Genomic DNA, 24,294 nt, shown 5'->3' with positions numbered 1-24,294 from the left:
TGACTTTGGCGCGCGATGGAATGGCGTTGTCGGGGATTCGACGCCACACACTCGTCTTCAACCGCATGCCGTCCTGCGGGACAATGGGATTGGCGTCGTACAGAAAGATCGACACCGTGGTGTGCAGCCCGCGCACCCGTGTTCCGGGGATCGATTCGTCCACGTGAACGGTGGCTCGGACGTAGACCTCGGTCGTCGGGGCGTTGGCGTCGACCACGTCGCGCGTTGCCTGTAGGAACCGCTCGAACGTCCACTGCGACGCGAACGTGTCGATGCCGATGATCTTGCAGGACTCGACCAGTCGCTGGTAGTGATCGAGCAACCGGAACGCGGTACGCCGATCGCCGTCCACCTGCACGGGGAAGACGGTGTAGACACTGAGCCCGTACAGAACGGCCGAGGTCGCTACTCCGAGCGTCGCATCCTGCGCCTCGACCAAACGGTCGCCGAAATACACCTTCGAGTGTGGAAGAGCCATGCGGCGATGCTAGTCGCCCGGCAAGTCCGAGCGACAACACATTTCTCGTCGTATGGTCGAGTTCATGAGCGCACGAACAGTACAGACCCGGACCCTGTGGAACGACGGCCCCGAGGTGGGTGCCATCGGCCTGGGGTGCATGGGAATGACCTGGGCATACAAGGCCGACGACCGGACGGAAAGCCCCGATCACGTCATCGGGCACGCCCTGGACCTGGGTGTGAATTTCATCGACACGGCCGATGTGTACGGACCGTTCACCAACGAGGAGGTCGTCGGCACAGCCATCGGTAGCCGACGTGACGAGGTGATCCTCGCGACCAAGGGCGGTCTCGAATCTCATATCGGCGACGCCGGAGAACCCGTCATTTCGGGCCCCAACGGCAAGCCCGAGCACCTGCGTTCGGCGATCGACGATTCGCTCCGCCGCCTGGGCGTCGATCACATCGATCTGTACTACCTGCATCGCCCGGATCCCGAGGTGGATGTCGAAGACAGCATCGGCGCGATGGCCGAGGCCGTGCAGGCCGGAAAGGTTCGCGCACTGGGGGTCTCGGAGTTCACCGCCGAGCAGCTCGATCGGGCCCAGCAGGTGCATCCGATCTCCGCCGTGCAGTCCGAACTGTCACTGTGGACGCGCGACCACCTCGAGACCTCCCTGAAGTGGACGCAAGACAACGGTGCGGCATTCGTGCCTTTCTCACCGTTGGGCCGCGGCTTCCTGACCGGCAACTTTCGCGGAACCACACCTGCCGCAGACGATTTCCGTTCACGATTGCCTCGCTTCAGCCAGGACAACCTCGATGCCAATCTCGTGATCGTCGACGCCATCGCGGCGGTCGCCGACGAGCTCGGTGCGACGCCTGCGCAGGTGGCCCTGGCGTGGGTTCTGGCGCAGGGTGAACATGTGGTCCCGATTCCCGGCACCCGGCGCACGTCGCGTCTGGACGAGAATGCAGGAGCGGCCGAGTTGACCTTGAGCGCCGATCACCTCGCTGCACTCGACGCTTTGCCGGCTCCCGCTGGTGGTCGCTATTGAGATCGTCGGTGTCGACCCTGCCGCCGACTTCGGCCTCGCTGAGCAGATTCTCGCAGTGCAGAAGAGTTCGTATGCGGTCGAAGCAAAACTGATCGGTGACAGCAGGATTCCGCTGCTGCACGAGTCGGTGGACGATCTGTGCGCCGCACACGTTTATTGGCTCGTCGCGCGAGAAGGTCACGAAATCCTCGGTGCCGCTGCATGGTCCGAGGCGGAGATCGATCGCCTGGTGGTGGCTCCACATGCACATCGCCGGGGCATCGGACGCGGTTTGGTGGACGTGATGCTGGATTCGATTGTGGGACAACGTGTGCAAGTGGCTACCGGACGGGACAATGCGCCGGCCCGCAGATTGTACGAATCACTCGGCTTCGTACACACCGAAGATCAAGAAGTACTGCCGGGACTGTGGCTGGCTCGCTACGAACTCGTTCGCTGATCGTTGTCGGAGTTGCGCGGGCGAGCGAAAAACCAGATCAGTGCACCGGTTATCGGCATCAGCAATACAAATACGCACCACCAGAATTTCGTGCCTTTCCGCGACTGAGTGCTGCGAAATATCGACATCCACGCAACAACGACGAGCACCAGCCACAACACGACCACGGACATCCAGGCAAGGTCGAACGCCAGCGGAAGTGTGGGATTGACCTCGGCGCTGATTCTCACCCGACTCCCTTCGACTCCGAACTCCACCTTGTCGAGTTCGATCGCATTAGGCTGCGGCCATGACCGCGTGGATCGAAGTGCTCACGGCTATGACAAGTGAATCGAACATACCGTTGCGCGGCACTATCGAGGAAGTCCACGAAGCGGGCAGCCCCGAGTCCTTTCGTCACGGATTCGCCTACAGCGGAACGCCACCCGTTCTGATCCGGCCCGAAGACAACTGTCGGGTGTGGCGATCCGGGCGAAGAACCCGCGTGGAACGCATCGACGGCAGTCCCATCTTCATCAGCGACGGCACGCGCGCCTGGGACTTCACGGGCCCGGCCGACCGGCCTCGCGTCGGCCCACTCGGCAGAGTGATCTACCTCGGGCCCAGCCAATTCTTGTTGCAACAACGCAGTACCGCCGAATGGGCCGGCAACGAGTTCGCCCAACCCACCGGGCCGGTGGAGACGGTCGAGTTCGCCGGGCGCAAGTGTTGGACGGTTCGATTGGCTCCGCCGGAGGACAAGCCGTATCCGCTCCGAATCTGGGTCGACGTCGAGTCCGGCTTCATCCTGGGTGACCGCATCGACGAAGTCGGAATCGGTTCGCAGTTCGTCGAACTCGCAGTGGGCGAACCGATCGACGAGGCGTTGTTCGCCTGGGACGGGCCCGCATACACCACCGAGGAGTACCAGAAACTGCTCGAGGACGAGTCGAGGGCATTGCGTCACGAGCACGTCCAGTGGTTCACCGACCAGGTGGCATCGACGCCACTGACCGTCCGCGCGCCTTTGGATTTCACTCCCGAGGACGTTCGCATCGCCGATAACGGGGGCTTCGACACCAGTTCTCGCAGAACGTTCCTGGGTCGCCGTCCCCGCAGCGACGAGGGATGGGCACCAATGTGGAGGGTGACGCACTATGTGTGGTCCACGCAGGACTGGGACTGGGCGGCCGGAGCGTTCGACACGGAGTTGGATGATGCTGCAATCCTCGAATTGCAGCAATCGTTGCACCCAGGGGATCCGGTGGACCGTGGTCGGCGAGTCGCGGTACGTCGCGATTATCTGCGCGGAACCGACTGAGTTCCGTCTCGACAGATGACCTCTACCGGTATCGCTATCGCGCTTGCCCTGTTCACCATGGCTGTTTTCTCGATCGTCCGTGATCGCTACATGGGGTTCTTTGCCAAGTTGGCATGGATTCTCGTTGCGTTCGTTCTGCCCATCATCGGGCCGATCCTGTGGTTCACAATCGGTAAGCGGTATTCCTACGGGCCGAGCGGCGGCAACGGCTAGCCGCCGCTAGTGACCGAGTGCGCTCCTGAGATCGACATTCACCAGATGGCTTGCCTGAGCGCGCAACCATTCGATCGTCTGCAGACTCGGCGTAGGTGCGTGAGCCAGCAGCGTCCATCGGAGCTGGGTATTCGGTCGTAAATCGAACTGCACCAGCACTTCCGGAACGGTAGGCCACGGTGAGCTCCACACGACACGGTCGAACTCACTGCTCTCGACCACCCGAGGCGGCGGCGCGTCCTGGAACATCACCGGCCAGGCGAAGCCTCGATTGTGCGGGTGCAGATCGGGATGCATCAGCGCATTCCACACGAAGCGCGCAGGCGGCGACAACGAAGCCGTGCCGCTCCCGAGAACCATCATCGACCCACCGTACGCAACCGCCGACCTCCGAGTCCGTCCCTCGAGCAGGCAGGTTGTGCTGATTACAGGCAGGGCTGTGCCCTGAGACTGGTGTGGGTCGTCAGGCGGGTTGTCGTGGTTCCACGTCGCCGGTGTCGTCATGGTGGTCCGGCGGGTACAGCACTTCCTCTGGGTGGTGGGCGTGATTGATCAGCCCGCGGCGCTTGGGGTCCATCCCGGCCGGTGGATGCCACAGGGTGCGACCTGGATAGCGATGTCCTGCTGTGGTTTTGGTGGTTGCCCACTTTCCGGGTCCGGTGCCCACGAGTGCGTGATGCATGTCGCAGCCGAAGGTCAATCCGTCGATGTCGGTGAGCCCACCGGTGGTCCAGTCGTCGACATGATGGGCCTGGCACCACGTTGCCGGCCGGGTGCAGGACGGGAAGCTGCAACCACGGTCCCGGGCGATGAGCACGATCCTCTGATCGGCGGAGGCGATGCGTTTGGAACGGCCCAGATAGAGGGCTCTGCCGTCGTCGTCGAAGATCGTCAGGTAGTGGTGGGCATGGGAGGCCATGCGGATGGCGTCGCGAATCGACACGCGGGATCCGGTAGCGGTCTTCGCGTAACCGCAGCCGGCTTCCAGATCCTTCAGGCTCATGGTGACGATGGCGGTGACGGGCAGGCCTCGGTGTGTGCCGAGAGTCCCGGAGGCAAGTGTGTGCCGGAGCGCCAGCTTCAGGGCGTCGTGACGACGTTCGTTCTGGGTGCGGATGTCACGCTGGACGGCGGCCTCGCGCGTTGACGCCGCAGCCTCGGCCCTTGCCTGACTGCTCTCAGTATCGCCGTGCCCGGCAGCGGTACGCCTGGCAGCAGGGCCGTCGGAGGAAGTGTCGTCGGAGGAGGCGTCGTCGGAGCCTGTACCGCAACCGCATTCGATGCCGCCTCCGCAGTCGTCGTGACCGCATTCGTTGTGACCGCAATCGTCGTCACCGCAAGGGCCATCACCGCAAGGGCCCTCACCGCAAGGGCCCTCACCGCAAGGGCCGTCGTTCCAGAGTCCCGCATCACGTGGCCACCGGGCTTCCCGCTTAGGTAGCGGTGGTGTCTCGGAATTGGAGTCCCCCGATCTTGCATCACTCGCCCCTGCTTCGCGGGGCGTGGTCCCGGGCTGCGGTCGTGCGTGGGCATCCTCGCCCGAGGTCTGGTCGTCCCCGTCGCTTCCGGTGTCGTCGTCGACGATCGGTTTGCCGTCGGCGGGGTTGTACATGCCAGGTTTCGCGGCTTTCGAGAACAGGGCTTCGAGGTAGGCGCGTAGTTCGGGGTCGACGCAGAATTTGCCTTCCGACATACCGTCGGCCCCTTGCTCGCCGAGGTAGAAGAACGCATCCCTCCGCTTTCGCGGCTTCGGCGGGTTTCCGTCGTCATCGTCATCATCGTCATCATCGTCGTGATCGCCGTCCGGATTCACCATCGCGTCCAGGCACGCCACCACCGGCGCGAAATCGTCCGGCCGCAATTTCACTGCCTGTTCCACCAACTGTTGTTCGGCGAGATCGCGGGTCTGCGGATCGACACTCGAGGGCAGATGACGGAAGAACTCGCGGATCATCTGCACATGCTTGGCATCGAGCAACCCGGCCCGTAATGCTTCGGCAGTTCGCGGCAGCAACGGGGCCAGTACTTCACCGGACAACGACGTTCGATCACCCAATTGTGCAGCCAGACGCACTCGTGCTCCTGCTGCTCGAGGGGTGATCCGCAGCATCCACGCCACCGACGACGGGACCGAGCCCGGATACACGTCGAGGCCGTGCTGAGAGATCAGCTCGTTCAGCCAGGTGTACGAATAGGCCGACAAGGATCGGTTCAGCATCTCCATGCGTTGGATCACCGCACGCCGGTCGGCGTTCGTCCACGACACCGACGCCTGCTCCGTCAACTCCGCAACCGCGGACTCGACCCGCTCCACCAATGCCGACAAGTCAGGATCGGACACGTCAGGCAGGCGGCACCACATCGATGCCGTCCACCCCTGATCCGCCGTCCCCCGAAAGCATGTACAAAATCTACCGCGACCCACCGACAAGTTTCGAACAGATTTACGAACAGGGCAAGACGACTGTCGACGGCTCCGCCCATCATCTACGCAGTCACGGTGGTAGGAACTGACGTGAGACATCCGAACCGCATGATCGGCATTCGGAGCTGAACGATCCTGGCTTGAACAATTCGCCTGGCGGGTGGTGGCTCAACCTGTCAGCGGGCGCACTCGATGTCGGTAGCGTGAGGGCTATGGCATCGAGCACGTATCACCCGGTATGGTCGAACGACGATCTGCAGCAGAATGTCTCGGAAGCGCAGTGGGTGGACTACAACCTCGACGGCCTCGCCACAACCACAGTGGGCTCGCTGGTCCCCACTGTGTTCGACGCCTATGCCCGCATCCTGTATCCAGCACGCAGCAGCATGTCGCGTCCGATTCCGTCGAAATTCGTTGCACGCTGGCAGGATCAGCTGGAATCCATCATCGAAGTACTCGCTCGAAGCACGACAGCACCGGACGAGTGCTGGTTCGCCGTCTGGGAAGGCAACACCGCGCTCGATGGCATTCGCGCGACGGCACCGACCGCAGCCATCGCCGGCTACGACTATTTCCTGTTGAAGGGACCGGTCTCACGCGCAGCGGACACACTCGAAGGACTGTCACCGAATCTGTGGTGGCCCAGCGATCACACATGGTGCGTGGCTCAGCACTTCGACTTCCACTGCGCGTACCTCGGAGGCAGCGCAGAAACCGTCGCCGACATTCTCGCGCTCACCTCCATCGCATCCATGCCAGTCCGCGTCGACCAGATTGTCACTCAGGGCCACGACGAGCACAACGACTGAGACTCCTCAACCATTCGATGCAACAGTCTCGACCAGAAGCACGTTCCACTGCACACCGAAACTCATTGGCAATGAGCCGTGTTCGCGATACTCCATGCGTCCGTACGGCGTCACGGCGAACATCCCGGGATGTGGCGTTGGAGTATGTTCCTCGTGCCGTGCTAGAAAGCCGGGGCGATCCAACACGCGAACGCTACCCCGCGGCCTTGCCCAGAAATCGATCCATAGGTACCGGTCCCACACCAAGCAGCCGTGCAACATCACGTCACCGACCAAGTTACCGTCGCCCATCATCGTGGTGAACCCGTTGCCGAGGTGCGCTACCCGCTCCGTCCGGCCGTTGGTGGTGACAGCCTCCACTCGAGCCTGCACCTCGGTACACACCTCAGCGGGTAGGTCCATCGCGTCGGGTGACGCCCAGTAGGTCGTCGGTGTACACACCGCACCTACGACAGGCTCGTCGGGGAAGGGCTCTAGGTCCTCGAGCATCCACAGTGTCGGCATACGGCGTCAGAACTGAGCCCTCGGCGCTCCCATTCCCGGGTCGATTTGGAATGGTCCGCTGGCAGAAGGTGCTATCGGGAAGTCGAAGATCGCGGTGGGGATGTATACGGTGGCACAGGAATTGGGGATGTCCACCACGCCGGACAGGCGTCCTTCGATCGGGGCCGATCCCAGCAGCAGGTATGCCTGCTCGGGGCTGTAGCCGAACTTGGTGAGGTAGTCGATCGCGTGCATGCATGCGTTCTGGTACGACAGGTCGGAGTCCAGATACTTCTGCTCACCGTCGACGGTCACCGAAATGCCCGAGAACGCAATCCATTCCGAGTACTGCGGTGCCGTGTTGCCGGGCATGAAGATCGCGTTCTCGCTCACCCCGTAGGTCTCCATGCCACCCTTGATGAGGTCGACGTGCAGGTCCATGAAGCCGCCCATCTCGATGGCTCCACAGAACGTGATCTCTCCGTCTCCCTGCGAGAAGTGCAGGTCGCCGAAGGACAGCTTCGCCCCGGGCACGAACACCGGATAGAAGACGCGAGTGCCCTTGGTGAGGTTCTTGATGTCCTGATTTCCGCCGTTCTCGCGGGGCGGTGCCGTGCGCGCGGCTTCACCTGCGACACGGGAGAATTCGTCGCCGCTCAGTGATCCGAGAATCGCCCCGTCGAGTTCTGGGGCAAGTGCCAGTGGCGGAACACGATTGGGGTCGGTAGCGATCAAGGCACCTTCACGGGCGTTCCACTTCGCCAACAACTGCGCCGATGGCGCGGTCCCCATGAGGCCGGGATGGGTGATGCCGGTGTACTTCACGTGGGGAACGTGACGAGATGTGGTGGTCTGCCCCGAGAAATCCCAGATTGCCTTGTACGCGTCGGGGAATCGATCGGTGAGGAACCCGCCGCCGTTCTCCTTGGCGAAGATTCCCGTGTAACCCCAGCCCTGACCGGCCAGCGGACCCGAATCCTCCTGCGGGATCGGCCCTACGTCGAGGATGTCGACGATCAACAGGTCGCCGGGCTCGGCTCCCTCGATGTGGAACGGCCCGGACAGTGTGTGCACGTTGTTGAGCGGCGCATTCAGAATGTCCTCGGCGGAATCGTCGTTGTGGATGGCCCCGTCGAACCATTCGCGGCAGTGGGCTCGAAAAGATGTGCCGGGTTTGACCGTGACCGCCGCCGGAATGTCGGGATGCCATCGGTTGTGGCCGACGATCTCCTGTTCGGTGAAGCTCTTCGTCGAGTCGAGCGGAAACAGCAGTTCGGGCACTGAACACCTCCGGTTGCGCGGATTCCCCTGCCTCGATCATTGCACCGTCGTGGCGCATCCGGCCGCATATGGCATGTAAATCTTGTATGACGTTGTGCCGGAACGTCGCTGATGCGACATCTAACGCTACCCTCGGATACGTGCCCACCTACAGCTTCCGCTGCGCACAGCGTTGCGCCCCCGTCGAGCAGCGATTCTCCATGGCCGACGTGCCCTCGGAGGTGCCGTGTCCGGCATGCGGGCAGGCGGCAGCCCGAAAGATCTCCTCACCCGTTCTCGGTAGAGGAAACAGCGCTGCGATGCAAGCGCACGATGCCGCCCGCGCCACTGCGGACACGCCCGCCGTCGTCTCGTCCGTACCTCACCAGGGGAGGGCGGCGACAAGAACGACATCGAACCCGCTTCATCGACGCCTGCCGCGACCCTGACACCCGCGTTTCCCTTTCCTCCCGACGGGGAAGTCCGACGGCATGTCCGAGCTGCCTCCTCCCCCATCCATCGCCGACGGTGCCGCCACCGATGACGTCGTCGCCTGGGTTGCCGAGCACCTGGGCGATCTGACTCGCGAGGGGGCGGACGGGGTCACCGCCGGTGCCATTCGAGGTGGGCAGTCCGCTGCCGATACCGCGCTGGCCGGACTCGACATCACCGGCTATGCACGCGATCGAAGCACGGTCCTGCCGGTGAATCGCCGAGGTGCGAGCCGCATGTCGCCGTACATCCGCCACGGGCTGCTGACTCTGCGCGAAGTGTGGGACGCGGTCGCCGACGCTCCCTCCCGCGACCGCTCCCGCTACCGCGACGAATTGATGTGGCAGGAATATGCTCGCCACCTCTATGCACGGGTCGGAACAGAACTGGGGCAGTCCCTGCGCCGCGAACAGCCACGACCGCAGGGCTGGACCGCGCAGCCGTGGCCCGAGGAGATGAACTGCATGTCTTCGGTGGTCGGTGAATTGCACGACGGCTGGCTCGTCAATCAAACTCGCATGTGGCTGGCGTCCCAGTGGGCAGTCCGCGCCGGTGCAACGTGGCGCGATGGCGAGGACGAGATGTTCGCTCACCTACTCGACGGCTCTCGCGCCGCCAATCGCCTCGGCTGGCAGTGGACCGTCGGCACCGGAAGCGGCAAAGTGTACGGCTTCAGTCGATGGCAGGTGAACAAGCGAGCACCGTCCCTGTGCCGCAACTGCGCACTGAACGATGCGTGCCCCATCGAGAATTGGCCCGACGACGATCTCGGCCCCGCGGTCGACGGCCCGGATCTGAACAAGGCTCCGATTCCCGCCGGTCCTGCTCACGTGGAAGGACAAGGCGCAGAACAAGTGTGGATCACAGCAGAGTCGCTCGGCACCGCAGACCCGGCCCTGGCAGCGCAGCCCGATCGACCTGCCGTGTTCGTGTTCGACGAACCACTGCTGCGGAAACTGAGGCTCTCCGGCAAGAGGCTGGTCTTTCTTGCCGAGACGCTCGGTGAGATCGCGTCGACCCGCCCGTTGGAGGTGCGCCGCGGTCGAGTGGCCGACGAACTCTCCGAGCGCGCCCTGGCCACCACCTGGGCGCCCGTTCCCGGCTTCTCCCGCATCGCCGACGCCGTGGCCCCGGTCGAGTTGCATCCGTGGCCGTGGCTGGTGCGTCCCACCACGTCCTCGGTCAGATCGTTCAGCGCGTGGCGTCGGAGTCATTGAACAGAAGTCACCGACCGAAACTATCTCCGCTGCAACGAAATCCGGCCGTCTTCACTGGTGATCGACACCGACCTCGGGGAATTCGGATCGTCGACGACGTCGATGTCGACATCTCCTTTCTCCGACGTCGCCTCGACGTCGTAGAAATCGGCCGCCGGCAGTTCGATCGTGCTGTCGCCCTGCATGTTCTGTACACGGACCGAGTCCGGTGGCACCCTCGAATCCAGGGCGACCCGACCGAACGTCGTGTCCACCTCGACTGCCGACACAGCTGCGTCGGTGATGTCGACGTCACCGAATCCGGTGGTGATGTCCAGGGTTCCGGCAGATCCCCGAGCTGTCACGGATCCCGCGGACGTGGACACCGATGCCTGCGCGTCCACGTCGGAGAGCTCCACGTCGCCTGCTGCTGCGTCGATGTCGAGAATCGAGCCGGCGGGTATCCGTAGTTCGAGGCCGATGTCGCAGCTGCCTCGCTTGCGGTAGGAACACTCCACAGCGATCGTCGAGCCGTCGTCACTGATGTCGACCGTCGGAGTATCCCCTCGGTAGGACCCGTCGGCCCGTACGTGCAGGTCCGAGTCGGGGCTCATGGACACCGACACCTTGGCGAATCTGGTTGTGACGGAGAGATTGTTCCCGACGATCGCCGTATCGGCGGAGTAATCGAAAGACTGCATCTTCGGGGTGGTGAAGCCGACGGCGAGGGTGGCCGTCGTGGCCGCTCCTGCGGTACCCACCACTACGACGGCAACCGACACGGCGACAGCAGTGCGCCACAGAACTTTTCTCACTGAATCGCTCCCAGATATCGCAGGACGGCCATGACACGGCGGTGATCGGCGCTGTCTCCGAGCAGCCCGAGCTTGGCGAAGATGTTTCCGATGTGCTTCTCCACGGCTGCTTGACCGACCACCAGAGCAGCGGCAATTCCGGCGTTCGACTTGCCTTCGGCCATGGCGGTCAACACTTCCCGCTCGCGTGGGGTCAGCGAATCGAGTGGATCCGATCGTGGGGCCCGAGCCAGAATCTGCTGCACCACTTCTGGATCGATGACCGTGCCACCGGTGGCAACGGTCCGGACGGCATCGGCGAATTCGTCCACGTCGGCTACCCGGTCCTTCAACAGGTAGCCGACGCCGTCCGTGCTCTGCCGAATGAGCTCGGCAGCGTACCGTTCCTCCACGTACTGCGAGAGCACGAGAACCCCTACAGCGGGCCACCGTTGGCGAATGACCAGCGCTGCGCGCAGACCTTCGTCCAGGAAGGTGGGCGGCATGCGTACATCGACCACACAGACATCGGGAAGCGGATCGGCAGCAGACATGGCCGCGAGCAATTCCGACGCGTCGGCCACCTTGCCGATCACGTCGGCTCCGGTATCGGTCAGCAGGCGAGCGACGCCCTCTCGCAACAGAACCGAATCGTCGGCGATGATCACTCGCACGGGATGCTCACCTCGAGCCGCGTCGGGCCACCGGACGGCGACGTGATGGACAGGGTTCCGTCGATTCCGCTGAGCCTGTCCTCGAGCCCGGCCAGGCCGCCTCCCGGTGCCGGATGCGCTCCGCCACAACCGTCGTCGACCACCGTTACCCGCACTGCGGACTCGACTCTCGAGACGTCCACTCGGACGTGGTCGGCCTTCGCGTGCTTGCTCACGTTGGTCAGGGCCTCCGAGACGACGAAGTAGACCGTCGACTCGACGGTGGCGTCCGGGCGTCGATCACCGGAAAGGGCAGGGTCTATCCGGAACGTCACCGGTACCGTGCACAACGCCGCGACGGACGACAGTGCGGCGTCGAGGCCACGGTCGGTCAGGATCGGTGGATGCAAACCGCGGGTGAGGGTGCGGATCTCGCCGATCGCGTTCTTTGCTTCTCGGTGTGCGTCGTCCAGCAGTTCTTTCAACACCGCGTCCTCGCTCGCAGAGACACGCGACTTCGCCTGCCCCAGTGACATCGCCACCGAAACGAGCCGCTGCTGGGCCCCATCGTGCAGATCGCGTTCGATGCGACGGCGTTCGGCATCCGCAGCGTCGACGACACGAGCTCGACTCACCGTCAATTCGTCCACTCTCCTACTGGACTCCGATCGGCCGAGAAGGGCTGCGGCACTCCACCAGTCGAGTCGCGCCAGGGCGGTGAGCAGCAGCGGAACTCCCGCAACGAAGGTCACCAAAGACGCGAAACCGACCAACGCGACGAACGGATAGCCCACCCGCTCGCCGATTTCGAGCTGATCGGCGACCGGATTCGACACGATCCAGGCGACCGGGGCCAGCGCGAGAACCGGCAGGGCCACGAAGAGCGCCGGCAGCAAGAACAGCAGAACAGCAGAGACCGGAATACGGATGAGCCAGTAGCACAACGACTTCCACAATCCGATGTCGCGAAGGCACCAGACGAACTTGCGCCAACTGGTCGGGTACACGGTCACTTCGGGGCCCTCGATGGCAATTCCACCGGTGAAACCGATTCCGGCACGCGCTGCACGGTCCATCCACTTGAGCGCCACTATCGTCAGCGCGAAGACGAGCACCCCGCTGAGCGCAAACGGCAGTGCGCACACCGCCAGGATCAGCAGGCCCAGGATCATCCAACCGCCCAGTCCGGCCACCGTCGATGCCAGCAACGACGCCACCGCAAGCCACCAGTGCGGCGATATCCACGCCCTGAGTGGATTCACGGGAATCGGTAGAGCCTCGTTCATGCGGATCAGCCTAAGTCGGGTGTCGTCGGCTTGTCCGCAGTGTGAACCCACGGCCCGAGGTAGGGCTGGCCCTACCGTCGATCCGTGGGTCGATCGTGGTGTTCTCCGCGCCACGGTCGACCAGATTCGACAAGTATGAACCTGAACATCCTCGATGTGGACCGGTTGTCGTCCGTGCCCGTATGGGTCGTCTTCGCCGTCGTATTCGTGCTGCTGGCGTTCGAGTCCGCGTCGTTGCTCGGTCTTTTCACACCAGGAAACAGCGTCCCGATCACGCTCGGGGTGCTGACGTCGATCGGCGTCGTACCGTGGCTCCCTGCCGTCGTCACCGCCGCGGTCGCGTCGAGCCTGGGGGCGCAGTGGGCGTTCTGGCACGGTCGCCGCACCGGCACGGTGTTGGGTCTCGGGCGTGCGGAGTCGGCGCTGCCTGCCGCGGTGACCAGGGTTGTCCACGGGCTGGCCACACACGCACGATCACGACCACGCACTGTCGCCGCTGCCGGTCACCTCATCGGGGGTGTCCGCACCATCACGCCCCGACTCGTCGCGACCTCCTCACTGCGGCATCGCGAATACGTGGTGCTCAGCCTGCTGGCCGCTGTCGTGTGGGCAGGTGTACTGGTGTCGGCCGGAGCATGGCTGGGCGACCGGACCATCATCAGGACCGCCCTGGGATACGCCTGGATTCCGGCCCTGACGATCATGATCGCGACCCAGCTCAGGCGTCGAACACGCTCGTCTTCTCCCGAACTTGTCGGAGCCCGGTGATATCAAGGATGTAGAGAGAGACGACAGAAAGGGATTCGCATGTCCGCACGCTTCGATACCTGCCACGGCACACTCGTGATCCACGCGGTCGGCGGTGCGGAGTGCACGGAGCCGGACTGCGTGGACCTCGAGTACGTCCGCCACTTCCTGGTGCTCGAATGCGAGGAGGTCACCGGCGGCTGCCAGTGCACTGCCCTCGTGGAGTTCGCTCAGGCGTCCTGACGTCGAACCACCGGCTGCTGCAACTCGGTGACCCAGTTCTCCTGCGGCTGCGGCTCCGATACCAGGTAGTACTCGCGGCAGATGCCGGAGAGTTCGTAACCGTTGGCCTCGATCCACGCCATGAACTGTTCCCAGGTCTCACCGATCGTGGCCATCGAACCGTGGTGAACGGTGGTCACCGCGAGTTCGACGGGCGGAAGCTCACGAACCTCGAAGCCCTCACCCGAAACGACCTCAGGTGTCACCTCGAAGGCGGCATGCACGGTGATGCCGCTGCCGTCCCCGTCGTCGACGGCCTCGTACATGGCGATCGACGACGGCCCGAACGTCACGCCGTGCCCAGCGAGCGTCTGGGCGAGTCGGGCGTACATCGGGCCGATGACCGGGCCGATGTTCTCCGGCCCGAACCCGGCGGCGGTCTCGGTGACGAGAGCAACACGGGTGGGTGGCAACGACTTGGTGTCCACGGTGATCATCGAAATCCCTTCGGTGTGGGAGAGACGCGCATCGATGCGACGCAGACGAGCGGCATCGAGATCGAGTCGACGCGCGACATCGTCACGCTTCGCGGCAAGCATCTCGCGTAGCCGATCATCATCGACCTGGCCGTGCACGATCTGCGTCACCTCGTCGAGCCTGAATCCGAGGTCCTTGAACATGAGAATGCGTCCCAGAACCTCGAACTGTGAACCGTCGTACGAGCGATAGCCCGTGAACGGATCCACCCGTGCCGGCGTCAACAGCCCGATCTCGTCGTAATGCCGAAGCATGCGAACCGACACCCGGCCGATCGATGCGAACTCTCCAATGCTGAACATGACCCTCCGAGGTTCTCGTCTCACACAGTGTGAGGGTCAAGAGCGCAAAATCGGGTGCACTGGACCGCGGTGAGCGCGGTCAGCTGCACCCGATTCTTCAGGGCACGGAAATCGAGAAGCGAACCGCCGCTCCGATGAAGTCGACACGTAGGCCTCCGGCTCGCTCCAGCGTCGCGATCGAGGCCGCGTTGTCCACCCCGCATACCGCCGTTACCCGGGTCATGCCGACATCAGCGGCGAGCCTCAGCACCTCGACTACTGCCCAAGAGGCAACTCCCCGACCTCGTTCGGACGGTCGAACCCCGTAGCCGAGGTGCCCGAGACGGTCGGCGAGTTCATGGCTGTCGTGTCTGAGTGCAACGGCACCCACTACGCGTTCGCCCTGCACGATCCAGCGGTACGTGCACTCGGCGTCGGCCCGAAGCCGCTCGACCCAGTCCGAAAAGCCCTGTGCCGACTCGACATCATCGCCGGCCGTCAGCCCGAAGCCGTCCTCGTGGAACCCAGGCCCCCACTCGGCATGAGCCTCCCGCCAGGCGGCGGCGAAGTCATCGGAGGGAACGACGAGGTGCACCGGCAGACGGTAGCACCGGATCGAGGCGCGCCCCGATCCGACGTCTGTTCATCGAGGGGTGATGGAACCGAGGAACGAGGTGGTCCAGATGGCCGAGTTTGCCGATCCTGCAGCATCGTTCGTCGGAACCAGACCGTTGAGTGTCACCTGGCCGCCGGTCAGGCCGAGAGCAGGCTGCGGCGGCAAGGTGAAGCCGCAGGACTGCTGCACGGTGCCCGGCTCGATCGGCAGATCGATACGACGGCACTGTCCGGTGGACGTGGCCGTGAGCGCAGGCGTGACACCGTAGCTCGTGATGCTCAACGACGCGCCGAAATCCGGAGACGACGGATTCTGGTAGCAGATCGATGCTGTGGCTGCGACGTCCGCGGAGGGCTCGGTCGAAGCCGCGCCGGTGGCGGCGTCCACCGACACCGCGTGAATCTCCGTCGTGCGCACTCCACCCGGGCATGCGGGGGTGCTTCCGGTCGAGACCGAGTTCACCTCGCGCCCGACGCTGTACTTCACGGAACCGGTCGGTTGCGGCGTTCCCGCAACGGGTTCCGGCACGGGAGCGGTGCCTTCACCGAGTGTGTAGAGCGTCCACAGCGAGCCGGTGCGTCCGTCCGGCAGGCGAAGCGGGTTGACGATCGAGTTGCTGGTCGCGACACCGTCGGTGACCCCGGAATCGTTGGGGTTCACTCGCAGAACACAATCGACGGCCGCGCGGCCGGGCAACCCGATCATGAACTCGATCCCGCACGGCCCGTACATCGACAACTCGCCCAGTCCGGGGGCTGTCAGTGCGCCCCACTGGTCGAGGAAGGCCTGGCCGTCGACGGTCGGCCCGGCGCACACGTAGATCGGTCCGACGTTCTGAGCCGTGGGGTTCTGCAAGAAGCCCGTCGACGGGTCGTTGGTGAAGGTGTACATCCGCGCGTCGAGGCGTTCGACCACGGTCGACTAACGCGGGGAGCGGAAGTAGTCGTTGCACGCCGCGTTGTCCTCCGCGGTCGGACGCTGGCCGCTGTCGACGGTACGGAAAACGCTGAAGTGACCCGGCCCGTTGTCGATGGACCCCATGATGGTCGCTGGTGCCGGACTCGGCGCAGGATCCGCCGAGGCCGTAGCAATCGGACACAACGCGACCGCCGCTGCAGACACCACGACGCCGCGCAACCACTTCTTCGACATTTCGTATCCCCCGGAAAACGTGGATCCGCAATCGGTGCAGATCGGACTCACCCCGCCGAGGAGACTAACGCAACAGCCGTTGAGAAGCGAGAGGAGGCCTAGGGGCGCAGGTTCAATCCTGTTGTCGTCGAGAAGTAGTGAGCGGACTCGGCGCGTGGGGCGAGTCGAAGGACATCGCCCTGCGACGGGGTTGCGATATCGGGGATGCGCGCGACGATCTGTGCCCCGACGGTGCCGAGATTCGACGCGTCCTCGACGGTCCGGCCGTAGATGTAGGCGTCCGCACCGAGTTCCTCGACAACATCGACGACGATGTCCGTTCCGGACTCGGAGAGCGTCCACGCTTCCGGTCGCACGCCCATCGTCACGCGGCTGCCGTCGATCCGGTCGGCGATGGCGCGCTCGATGGGGACCGACAGCGAGCCCAGCTTCGCGGCTCCGGCGACCACGTCCACCTCGAACAGATTCATCGCGGGAGAGCCGATGAACCCGGCGACGAATGCGTTGACCGGGCGCTCGTACAGCTCCTTCGGGCTGGCACACTGCTGCAGCACACCGGCTTTCATGATCGCCACACGATCACCCATCGTCATGGCCTCGACCTGATCGTGGGTGACGTACACCGTGGTGGTGCCGAGCCTGCGCTGCAACAAGGAAATCTGCGTGCGGGTCTGAACGCGAAGCTTGGCGTCGAGGTTGGACAGCGGCTCGTCCATGAGGAACACCTGCGGGTTCCGCACGATCGCGCGGCCCATCGCGACGCGCTGACGCTGACCGCCGGAGAGCGCCTTGGGTTTACGGCCGAGGTAGTCGGTGAGGTCGAGTATTTTCGCCGCTTCCTCGACGCGTCGGCCCACTTCGGCCTTGTCCATCCCGGCGATCTGGAGTGCGAAGCCCATGTTCTTGGCGACGGTCATGTGCGGGTACAGCGCGTAGTTCTGGAACACCATCGCGATGTCGCGTTCCTTGGGTGCCAGCGAGGTGACGTCGCGATCGCCGATCTTGATGGCACCGTAGTCGACGTCCTCGAGCCCGGCGAGCATGCGCAACGAGGTGGACTTTCCGCAGCCGGACGGACCGACGAGAACCAGAAACTCGCCGTCCTCGATGGCGAGGTCCAACGATTCGACCGCCGCGACGTCCGATCCCGGATAGAGCTTGGTCGCTCCTTCGTACGTGACCTGTGCCATGGGAGTGCTCCTTTGTAGAGGTTAGAAGAATCGATGCGCGGAGCCGGAGGGCTCGGCGGTCAGAAAAGTGGGTTCCGGCAGTCCGGATCGTGCTGCGCTGGTAGCGATCTCGTCCGCCACAGCCTGGACCAGCTCCGAGGGCACCAGCGCAATGGCCGAGCCGCCGAATCCCCCGCCGGTCATCCGGGCCCCGTATGCACCCGCGCGCAGCGCCGCATCGACCGCACTGTCCAGCTCCGGTGAGCTGACCTCGTAGTCGTCTCGCAAGGACGCGTGCGAGGCCGTCATCAACTCACCGAGTTCGGCTCCTGCGGTGCCGCGGTCGAGCAGTTCGGCGGCCTCCTCCACTCGGCGAATTTCGCTGATCACGTGGCGAACTCGCGCGATCAGGGTGTCGTCGACGAGTCCCGATACCGCCTTGTCCAGATCGAGACCGCGCAGCGTCGTCACCCCCAATTCGGCGTACGCGGTGTCCAGCGCATTCCGGCGTTCTCCGTACTGACCGTCGACCAACCGATGCGGCGCGTTGGTGTCGATCACCAGCAACCGAGTTCCCGACGTGGCGAGATCGAGGGGAATCTGACGCGTCGAACCGTCGAGACAGTCGAGTAGCAGCGCATGTCCCGACTGGGCCGACATCGCGATGTTCTGATCCATGCCTCCGGTCGACGCACCGGCGATCTCGTTCTCGGCCCGAATACTGGCGTCGATCAACACTTTCCGATCGACCTGCACATCGAAGAGGTCGTCGAGCGCCAGCGCGAACGAGCATTCGAGGGCCGCCGAGCTCGACAACCCCGAGCCCACCGGTACCGAGGAGTGCACGGCCACATCGACTCCGCCGACGCCGTGAACCTGCAGTGCCCAGGACACACCTGCCACGTACGCGGCCCAACCCGACGGCGTGCCCGGACCGATCTCCGCGAGCTCACCCGTCCACGACTCGTCGGTATGTGTCGATACGGCGCGCATCACAGTGTCCTCGCGGCGCCGGACAGCGACTGCGGTTGCGTACGGCAGCGCGAACGGCAACACGAGTCCGCCTGCGTAATCGATGTGCTCACCGATGAGATTGACGCGTCCGGGAGCGATCCAGACGCCGTCGGGTTCGCCGCCGAATGCACTGCGGAACAACGCCGCTGCTGCGTCGGCGAGATCCTCCTCGGGCACCACCTCGAGCCAATTCATGCCAGCACCTCGCGCAGGCGATCGGCGATCCGCTCGGGCGTGGTGTCGTTGACCCACGCGCCCATCGCCGATTCCGACCCGGCCAGAAACTTCATCCTGCCCGGTGAGCGCATCATCGAAAACAGTTGCAGATGCAGACGTCCCAGTTCGCGATCGGCTCCGACGGGGGCCTGATGCCACGCCGAGATGTACGGCACTTCGTCGACGCCTTCGAAGAATGCATCGACGCCGCGCAGCAGATCGCGATAGACCCCGGCCAGTTCGTCCCGCTCGGCACCGTTCAACTCGGCCAGGTCCGCCACGTCACGACGAGGAGCGAGATGTACCTCGACGGGCCAGCGCGACGCCGCCGGGACGTACGCGACCCAGTGTTCGGCGTCGACGACGATGCGTCGACCCGAACGCAGCTCGGCCGCGAGTACATCGGCGAGCAGGACTCGACCGGTGCGCTCGAAGTGTGTGCGCGACTGTCGCATCATCGCGTCGGTGCGGGGCGGGAGATAGGGGTAGGCGTAGATCTGACCGTGCGGGTGCGTCAGCGTGACGCCGATTTCCTTTCCGCGGTTCTCGAAGCAGAAGACCTGCTCCACACCGGGGACAGCCGAGAGGGCAGCCGTACGGTCGGCCCAGACGTCGATGATGGTGCGGACGCGAGAGAGCTCCAACGACACGAAGGAGGCGTCGGGATCACTGGCGAAACAGATCACCTCGCAGCGTCCGGTGCCTGGCGCGAGCGGCCACAGCGCCTCGCCGTCCACCTCTGTCGGAAGCGTCTGTTGTGCAGCAGTTTCGGACAGTGATGGGAACCGGTTCTCGAACACCACCACGTCGTAGTCCGCAGCTGGAATCTCTGTCGCCGGCCTGTCGGGGCGGCTCGGTGCCAACGGCGACGCGTCGGCCGGGGGCAGGAACGTGCGGTCCATTCGCTGCGCCGCGATGACGATCCATTCACCCGTGAGGACGTCGAATCGCATCTGCGACTGCGACATCGACGGTGAGAGAGCGCGGGTATCGACCAAGTCTCGGGTGGCTCCGCCGGAGACGTAGGGCTCGGTGTCGTCGTAGTAGATCAGCTCGCGGCCGTCGGCCAGAGTGGTCGACGTCTTGCGCAGTGCGTGCGTCGTGGCGTCATGCGCGGTCATCGAGTACTCGTTCCTCGTTCGTGTCGACGGGTCCTCCGGCGATCACCACGTCGTCGACCACCTCCGACAACGCGTCCTGCACGCCGGGGTCGAGCCCGGCATCGGTGACGAACACGTCGACGCGGGAGAGCGGGATGGTGTTGGCGAGCGCGCGGACGCCCCATTTGGTGTGGTCGGCCAGCACGATGACGCGTCGGGACGATGCCACCAGCGCCTGATTGGTCTGTGCTTCCATCAGATTGGGGCAGGTGAGCCCTGATTCGATGTCCACTCCGTGCGTTCCGAGGAACAGCATGTCCAGGTGGATGCTCTGCAACGCGCTGACGGTGAGTGGTCCGACCAGCGCATAGGAGGGCGTGCGTTGTCCGCCGGTGAGCAGGACGGTCTGATCCGTTCGGCCACCGGTGTGGAAGACCTCGGCGACGGGAAGCGAATTGGTGACGACGGTGATGTCCGGGATGTCGAGTAGTTCCTGAGCGAGCGCATGCGTGGTGGTACCGCCGGAGATGCCGATGGAGGTCCCCGGTCGCACGAATCGCGCTGCGGCCTTGGCTATGTCCGCCTTGGCATCTCGATCCAGTTCGGACTTCGCGGAGAAGCCCGGCTCGAACACGCTCGCCGATCGTGGCAGCGTGACACCGCCGTGCACCCGCTCGACCAGACCGCGAGCCACCAATTCGTTGATGTCGCGTCGAATGGTCATGTCCGACACCGACAGTGCAGTGCCCAGATCGGCGACCTTGACCGCACCCTGCGCCGTCACCTGGTCGAGGATCTTCTGCTGACGCTGATGGGCGAGCATCAGCTGTTCTCGGCAATCACTGCACTACCGCCGGCAGCCACGATCAGCTCGCCGTCGACGTGTGCGCCGCTGACCAGATCGGTGCCGGTGGCCGGCACACTCACCTTGTCACTTCCGTGGTTGAGCACGAAGAGCCAGGACTGCTCCCCCGCCGAGCGCCGCACGATCTCCACATCAAATCCCAGATCTCGTCGAGTCTCGATACCGGCTCCAGCGCAGAGCTTGTCGGCCAGCGTGGCCCAGCCCGCCGCGTCGGGAACGGTGGCCGCATACCAGGCAGCGCCGGTGCCGACGGTTCGCTTGGTCAGCGCGGGAACACCGCGCAGATGGCCCTGGGTATGCCGCGCGAGGACATCGACATCCTCGGACGCAGCGAGGTATTCGCTCCAGATCTCACCGACGGTCTCGTCGTCGAGGGGCAGGGTCTCGCCCTCGGCGAGCGGGAAGAACTCCTCGACGCGGACTCCGAGCAACTCTCGGAAAGCTCCCGGGTAGCCGCCGAGTCGCACGTGGTCGTCCTCGTCGGCGATTCCCGAGAAAGCAGTGACGAGCACCTGCGCACCCGCCTCGGCCGCGTCGGCAATCCGTGCAGCGGTCTCATCACTGCACAGGTAGAGGGCCGGAACCACGATCACGTCGTAGTCGCTCAGGTCCGTCGACGACGGAACGACATCGCACGTCACGCCAGCAGAGGTGAACCCGTGATGGGCGCGGCGGGCAATCTCCATGGGCTGCATCGCCATCGACGGATGACCCTCCTGCTCGCACGCCCACTGCGAGGCCCAGTCGAAGAGCACGGCGACCCGCGCGTCGACGGTGCTGCCTGCCACCGGGGCCATGCGACGCAGTGCCGCACCGAGTTCGACGACCTCGCGCCAGCGGGCGGAGTCCTCGCCTGCGTGCGGAACCAGAGCCGAATGGAACTTCTCTGCCCCGGCCTTGGAGGCGCGGAACTGGAAATAGGCGATGCCGTCTGCTCCGCGAGCCATGTGTGCCAGTGAGTTTCGCATCATCTCGCCGGGGACCTTGGCGCGGTTGATGTGCTGCCAGTTGACGGCGCTGGTGGAATGCTCCATCAATAACCAGGGTCGACGGCCGGCAACGCCACGAGTGAGGTCGGCCGAGAACGAAAGCTTGTGATGCGCTGCGGCATCGCCGGTCTCGGGACCGACGAGGTAGTGATCGGTGGAGACGATGTCCTGCTCGGGGGCCCAGGACGCGTAGTCCATGTTGCCGGCGAGTGCGGGGCCCTGGCCCATACCCACCATGAAGTTGGTGGTGACCGGCACGCCAGGGGTGATGCGGTTCAGCACCGCCTTCTCGGCGCGGTACTGCTCGAGGAGCGCGTCGGAGCAGAAACGGCGCCAGTCGAGTTGGTGCGTGGGATTACCGAACGTGGTGCTCACCGACGGGGGAACGATCTCGTCCCAGTCGCTGTACCGCTGGCTCCAGAAGTCGGTGCCCCACGCGGTGTTGAGGGTTTCGAGGTCGATGTACTTGGCGCTGAGCCATTCCCGGAACGCGTGCGCGCTGTCGTCGGAGTAGCACAGGGCGTTGTGGCAACCGAGTTCGTTGGAGACGTGCCACATCGCGAGCGCGGGGTGCTCGCCGTAACGATAGGCCATCTTCTCGACCAGTACCAGTGAATGTTCGCGGTACACAGCGGAACTGGGGCTCCACGTCTGACGGCTGCCGATGGCGTAGCGGTAGCCGCGCTCGTCGACCGGACGCATCTGCGGGTACGCAGTGGCCAACCACGGCGGCGGCGACGCGGTGGCCGTGGCCAGGTCCACGCGAATGTCGCCCTGGTGCATCAGATCCATGACGCGATCGAGCCACTCGAAGTCCCACGTCGTGGCGGTCGGCTGCAGACGAGCCCAGGAGAACACACCGACGGTCACGAAGTCGACACCGGCCTCGTGCATCAGTTCGACGTCACGTCGCCAGACGTCCTCGGGCCACTGCTCGGGGTTGTAGTCGCCCCCGAAGGAGATTCCCTGGGTCGGCCAGGTGCTGCGTCGCGCTGTGTCCATGCTCACAATATGAACGAGACGTCCTCAGATGTCAACATGAATGAACATTTTCTTACTGATGCTGGTGAGCGGGCCTCGAAGAGCTTGACAGACGCCGTGGCGTCGTGTTTCTGTAACCTGCATCACCCCGAACGGTCAGACGAGTACCGCGGAACGCACAGCGGAATGTTCACTTCTGATCGTTATCGATATTTTCCGTCGAAGGACTCTCATGAACCCACACGAGTGGCCGCGTACCTGGCAGCCGTCCCGGCGCGATTTCCTCAGGTCTGCGCTCGTCGCCGCCGGTGCGATCACCGCAGGTGGCGTGCTGTCGTCGTGCTCGAGCAGTCTCGATCCCAACACGATCACGCTCGGCTCACGGCTGTCGGACAAGAACTCCAAGGTCGGCGTCGAAGATGTCGTCGCCATGTATCGGCAGCAGACCGGTGGCGACATCCGCGTCAACACCGTCGACTCGACGTCGTTCCAGGAGAACGTCAACAACTACCTCCAGGGCACGCCCGACGACGTGTTCACCTGGATGGGCGGCTATCGAATGAAGTACTTCGCAGACAAGGGTCTGGTGGAGGACGTCTCGAGCGTGTGGGCGAGCAACGGCGGCGGATACAGCGACTCCTTCAAGGAGAACTCGACCGGATCCGACGGCAATCAGTATCTGATTCCGTTCTTCTACTACCCGTGGGCCGTGTTCTACCGCCCGAGCCTGTGGGCCGAGCGCGGGTACGAACCGCCCAGGACCTACGACCAGTGGGTCACCCTGAGCAAGCAGATGCAGGCCGACGGCGTCACCCCGATCGGCTTCGGTGCGCGTGACGGCTGGCCGCCGATGGGGACGTTCGACTACCTGAACCTGCGCCTCAACGGAGTCGACTTCCACCGCACACTGTTGGCCGGTGACGTCAGCTGGACCGACAATCGAGTCCGCACCGTATTCGACACGTGGCGTGAGCTTCTGCCGTTCCATCAGCCACAACCGCTGGGTCGAAAGATCGCCGACGCTCAGACGGCGTTGCTCAACAAGAGCGTAGGGTCCTTGGTCGCCGGCATGTTCGTCGCACAAAGCTTTCCCGCCGGGCCCGACCGCGACGACCTCGACTTCTTTCCCTTCCCCGAACTCGACTCCGCCATCGGCAGTTCCGCGGTCGAGGCCCCGATGGACGGCTTCATGATGCGGGCCGATCCGCGCAATCTCCCCGGTGCCGAGAAGCTGCTCACCTTCCTCACCGGCCCCGAACCTGCCGTCGCCTACGCGAAGCAGGATCCGCAGGCCATCCCCGCCCACCGCGACGCCGACCTGTCGGATTTCCCTGCGCTGGTGCGTAAGTCGGCAGACCTCGTCCAGAACGCCGGAGAGATCACGCAGTTCTTCGACCGCGATACTCGCCCCGATTTCGCGTCGATCGTCATGATCCCGGCCCTGCAACAGTTCATCGGCAACCCGAACGACGTCGACGGATTGGTCCGCAGCATCGAGCGTCAGAAGTCGGCGGTGTTCGGAACATGAATCCCGCTTG

27 protein-coding genes and 1 pseudogene are annotated in these 24,294 nt (G+C 64.3%); 10 read left to right on the top strand and 18 right to left on the bottom strand.

All coding sequences use genetic code 11. The annotated features are described in order from the left end of the window. Positions 1-478 (bottom strand): annotated as a pseudogene (locus CH256_RS20115) (aminotransferase class IV); the annotation flags it as partial. Between the two features lie 64 nt (positions 479-542). Between CH256_RS20115 and CH256_RS20110 the strand changes: the two are divergent. Next, positions 543-1,517 carry an aldo/keto reductase gene (locus CH256_RS20110; RefSeq protein WP_094670429.1) on the top strand — a complete coding sequence of 325 codons (975 nt, stop codon included), beginning with the start codon at positions 543-545 and terminating at the stop codon, positions 1,515-1,517. After that, positions 1,504-1,956 (top strand): GNAT family N-acetyltransferase, encoded by a 453-nt coding sequence (locus CH256_RS20105; protein WP_176460230.1) that lies wholly within the window; start codon positions 1,504-1,506, stop codon positions 1,954-1,956. The genes CH256_RS20110 and CH256_RS20105 overlap by 14 nt, the downstream gene beginning before the upstream one ends. On the opposite strand, the gene CH256_RS29030 is transcribed toward CH256_RS20105, so the two are convergent. Next, a complete protein-coding gene (locus CH256_RS29030) occupies positions 1,938-2,129 on the bottom strand; it encodes a PLD nuclease N-terminal domain-containing protein (RefSeq protein WP_373454850.1) in 192 nt (63 codons plus the stop codon). The genes CH256_RS20105 and CH256_RS29030 overlap by 19 nt on opposite strands. A 116-nt stretch (positions 2,130-2,245) precedes the next feature. Here CH256_RS29030 and CH256_RS20095 point away from each other — a divergent pair, with 116 nt between their 5' ends. Together CH256_RS20095 and CH256_RS20090 are read left to right on the top strand one after the other, a co-directional pair. Further along, positions 2,246-3,256, top strand: a complete 1,011-nt coding sequence (locus CH256_RS20095) for a hypothetical protein (RefSeq protein ID WP_094670422.1) — start codon at positions 2,246-2,248, stop codon at positions 3,254-3,256. 15 nt (positions 3,257-3,271) lie between these two features. After that, complete coding sequence (locus CH256_RS20090) at positions 3,272-3,469, top strand: PLD nuclease N-terminal domain-containing protein (protein WP_068045214.1); 198 nt, start codon at positions 3,272-3,274, stop codon at positions 3,467-3,469. Positions 3,470-3,475: 6 nt separating this feature from the next. Here the strand turns inward: CH256_RS20090 and CH256_RS20085 are convergent, their stop codons facing one another. Continuing rightward, positions 3,476-3,832, bottom strand: a complete 357-nt coding sequence (locus tag CH256_RS20085) for a hypothetical protein (RefSeq protein WP_141215231.1) — start codon at positions 3,830-3,832, stop codon at positions 3,476-3,478. A gap of 100 nt (positions 3,833-3,932) precedes the next feature. Continuing rightward, entirely contained in the window at positions 3,933-5,810 is a 1,878-nt protein-coding gene (locus CH256_RS20080) for a DUF222 domain-containing protein (protein WP_256989493.1), read from the bottom strand. Positions 5,811-6,106: 296 nt separating this feature from the next. Here CH256_RS20080 and CH256_RS20075 point away from each other — a divergent pair, with 296 nt between their 5' ends. Then, entirely contained in the window at positions 6,107-6,703 is a 597-nt protein-coding gene (locus CH256_RS20075; protein ID WP_094638497.1) for a hypothetical protein, read from the top strand. 6 nt (positions 6,704-6,709) lie between these two features. Here CH256_RS20075 and CH256_RS20070 read toward each other — a convergent pair whose 3' ends face one another. Together CH256_RS20070 and fmdA are read right to left on the bottom strand one after the other, a co-directional pair. Beyond that, on the bottom strand, positions 6,710-7,207 hold the full coding sequence (locus CH256_RS20070) for a hypothetical protein (protein ID WP_094638496.1): 498 nt from the start codon (positions 7,205-7,207) through the stop codon (positions 6,710-6,712). Between the two features lie 6 nt (positions 7,208-7,213). After that, complete coding sequence (gene fmdA / locus CH256_RS20065) at positions 7,214-8,467, bottom strand: formamidase (RefSeq protein ID WP_037195472.1); 1,254 nt, start codon at positions 8,465-8,467, stop codon at positions 7,214-7,216. A 68-nt stretch (positions 8,468-8,535) separates the two neighbouring features. Between fmdA and CH256_RS28895 the strand changes: the two genes are divergently transcribed. Together CH256_RS28895 and CH256_RS20055 are read left to right on the top strand one after the other, a co-directional pair. Next, entirely contained in the window at positions 8,536-8,895 is a 360-nt protein-coding gene (locus tag CH256_RS28895; RefSeq protein WP_306437432.1) for an FmdB family zinc ribbon protein, read from the top strand. A 42-nt stretch (positions 8,896-8,937) separates the two neighbouring features. Then, entirely contained in the window at positions 8,938-10,155 is a 1,218-nt protein-coding gene (locus CH256_RS20055; protein WP_094670421.1) for an FAD-binding domain-containing protein, read from the top strand. Between the two features lie 20 nt (positions 10,156-10,175). Here the strand turns inward: CH256_RS20055 and CH256_RS20050 are convergent, their stop codons facing one another. Genes CH256_RS20050 through CH256_RS20040 form a run of 3 tightly spaced genes read right to left on the bottom strand, consistent with a single transcriptional unit; the run spans position 10,176 to position 12,867 of the window. Then, positions 10,176-10,949, bottom strand: coding sequence for a DUF4097 family beta strand repeat-containing protein (locus tag CH256_RS20050; protein WP_094670420.1), 774 nt, complete (start codon positions 10,947-10,949; stop codon positions 10,176-10,178). Then, positions 10,946-11,602 (bottom strand): response regulator transcription factor, encoded by a 657-nt coding sequence (locus tag CH256_RS20045; protein WP_068045236.1) that lies wholly within the window; start codon positions 11,600-11,602, stop codon positions 10,946-10,948. Before CH256_RS20045 ends, CH256_RS20050 begins: the two co-directional genes overlap by 4 nt. Then, the gene (locus tag CH256_RS20040; RefSeq protein ID WP_082898539.1) at positions 11,593-12,867 is read right to left on the bottom strand and encodes a sensor histidine kinase; all 1,275 of its coding nucleotides are present in this window, start codon (positions 12,865-12,867) and stop codon (positions 11,593-11,595) included. Before CH256_RS20040 ends, CH256_RS20045 begins: the two co-directional genes overlap by 10 nt. A gap of 135 nt (positions 12,868-13,002) precedes the next feature. Between CH256_RS20040 and CH256_RS20035 the strand changes: the two genes are divergently transcribed. Both CH256_RS20035 and CH256_RS20030 read left to right on the top strand, forming a co-directional pair. Next, positions 13,003-13,635, top strand: coding sequence for a DedA family protein (locus CH256_RS20035; RefSeq protein WP_094670419.1), 633 nt, complete (start codon positions 13,003-13,005; stop codon positions 13,633-13,635). Positions 13,636-13,674: 39 nt separating this feature from the next. Beyond that, entirely contained in the window at positions 13,675-13,857 is a 183-nt protein-coding gene (locus CH256_RS20030; protein ID WP_068045244.1) for a hypothetical protein, read from the top strand. Here the strand turns inward: CH256_RS20030 and CH256_RS20025 are convergent. The 9 genes from CH256_RS20025 to CH256_RS19985 all read right to left on the bottom strand — a co-directional run bounded on the left by CH256_RS20025 (position 13,845) and on the right by CH256_RS19985 (position 22,777). Continuing rightward, complete coding sequence (locus CH256_RS20025) at positions 13,845-14,675, bottom strand: MerR family transcriptional regulator (protein WP_094670418.1); 831 nt, start codon at positions 14,673-14,675, stop codon at positions 13,845-13,847. The genes CH256_RS20030 and CH256_RS20025 overlap by 13 nt on opposite strands. Before the next feature lie 97 nt (positions 14,676-14,772). After that, on the bottom strand, positions 14,773-15,249 hold the full coding sequence (locus CH256_RS20020) for a GNAT family N-acetyltransferase (RefSeq protein ID WP_094670417.1): 477 nt from the start codon (positions 15,247-15,249) through the stop codon (positions 14,773-14,775). 48 nt (positions 15,250-15,297) lie between these two features. After that, complete coding sequence (locus CH256_RS20015; protein ID WP_094670416.1) at positions 15,298-16,185, bottom strand: hypothetical protein; 888 nt, start codon at positions 16,183-16,185, stop codon at positions 15,298-15,300. A 6-nt stretch (positions 16,186-16,191) separates the two neighbouring features. Continuing rightward, complete coding sequence (locus CH256_RS20010) at positions 16,192-16,422, bottom strand: hypothetical protein (RefSeq protein WP_094670415.1); 231 nt, start codon at positions 16,420-16,422, stop codon at positions 16,192-16,194. Between the two features lie 98 nt (positions 16,423-16,520). Continuing rightward, complete coding sequence (locus tag CH256_RS20005; RefSeq protein ID WP_094670414.1) at positions 16,521-17,612, bottom strand: ABC transporter ATP-binding protein; 1,092 nt, start codon at positions 17,610-17,612, stop codon at positions 16,521-16,523. Positions 17,613-17,633: 21 nt separating this feature from the next. After that, positions 17,634-18,800, bottom strand: coding sequence for a galactokinase (gene galK, locus CH256_RS20000; RefSeq protein WP_094670413.1), 1,167 nt, complete (start codon positions 18,798-18,800; stop codon positions 17,634-17,636). Then, positions 18,797-19,942: a galactose-1-phosphate uridylyltransferase gene (gene galT / locus CH256_RS19995; protein WP_094670412.1), complete on the bottom strand. Its 1,146-nt coding sequence runs from the start codon at positions 19,940-19,942 to the stop codon at positions 18,797-18,799. The genes galK and galT overlap by 4 nt, the downstream gene beginning before the upstream one ends. After that, entirely contained in the window at positions 19,929-20,744 is an 816-nt protein-coding gene (locus CH256_RS19990; RefSeq protein WP_068045263.1) for a DeoR/GlpR family DNA-binding transcription regulator, read from the bottom strand. Before CH256_RS19990 ends, galT begins: the two co-directional genes overlap by 14 nt. Then, complete coding sequence (locus CH256_RS19985) at positions 20,744-22,777, bottom strand: beta-galactosidase (protein WP_094670411.1); 2,034 nt, start codon at positions 22,775-22,777, stop codon at positions 20,744-20,746. The genes CH256_RS19990 and CH256_RS19985 overlap by 1 nt, the downstream gene beginning before the upstream one ends. A 211-nt stretch (positions 22,778-22,988) precedes the next feature. Between CH256_RS19985 and CH256_RS19980 the strand changes: the two genes are divergently transcribed. After that, the gene (locus CH256_RS19980) at positions 22,989-24,284 is read left to right on the top strand and encodes an ABC transporter substrate-binding protein (protein WP_094670410.1); all 1,296 of its coding nucleotides are present in this window, start codon (positions 22,989-22,991) and stop codon (positions 24,282-24,284) included. Positions 24,285-24,294: the final 10 nt, after the last annotated feature.

The organism is Rhodococcus sp. 05-2254-6, from assembly GCF_002258565.1.
Lineage (GTDB): Bacteria > Actinomycetota > Actinomycetes > Mycobacteriales > Mycobacteriaceae > Rhodococcoides.
Note: the sequence above shows the minus strand (reverse complement) of the source record. Positions and strands in the feature narration are given on the sequence as shown.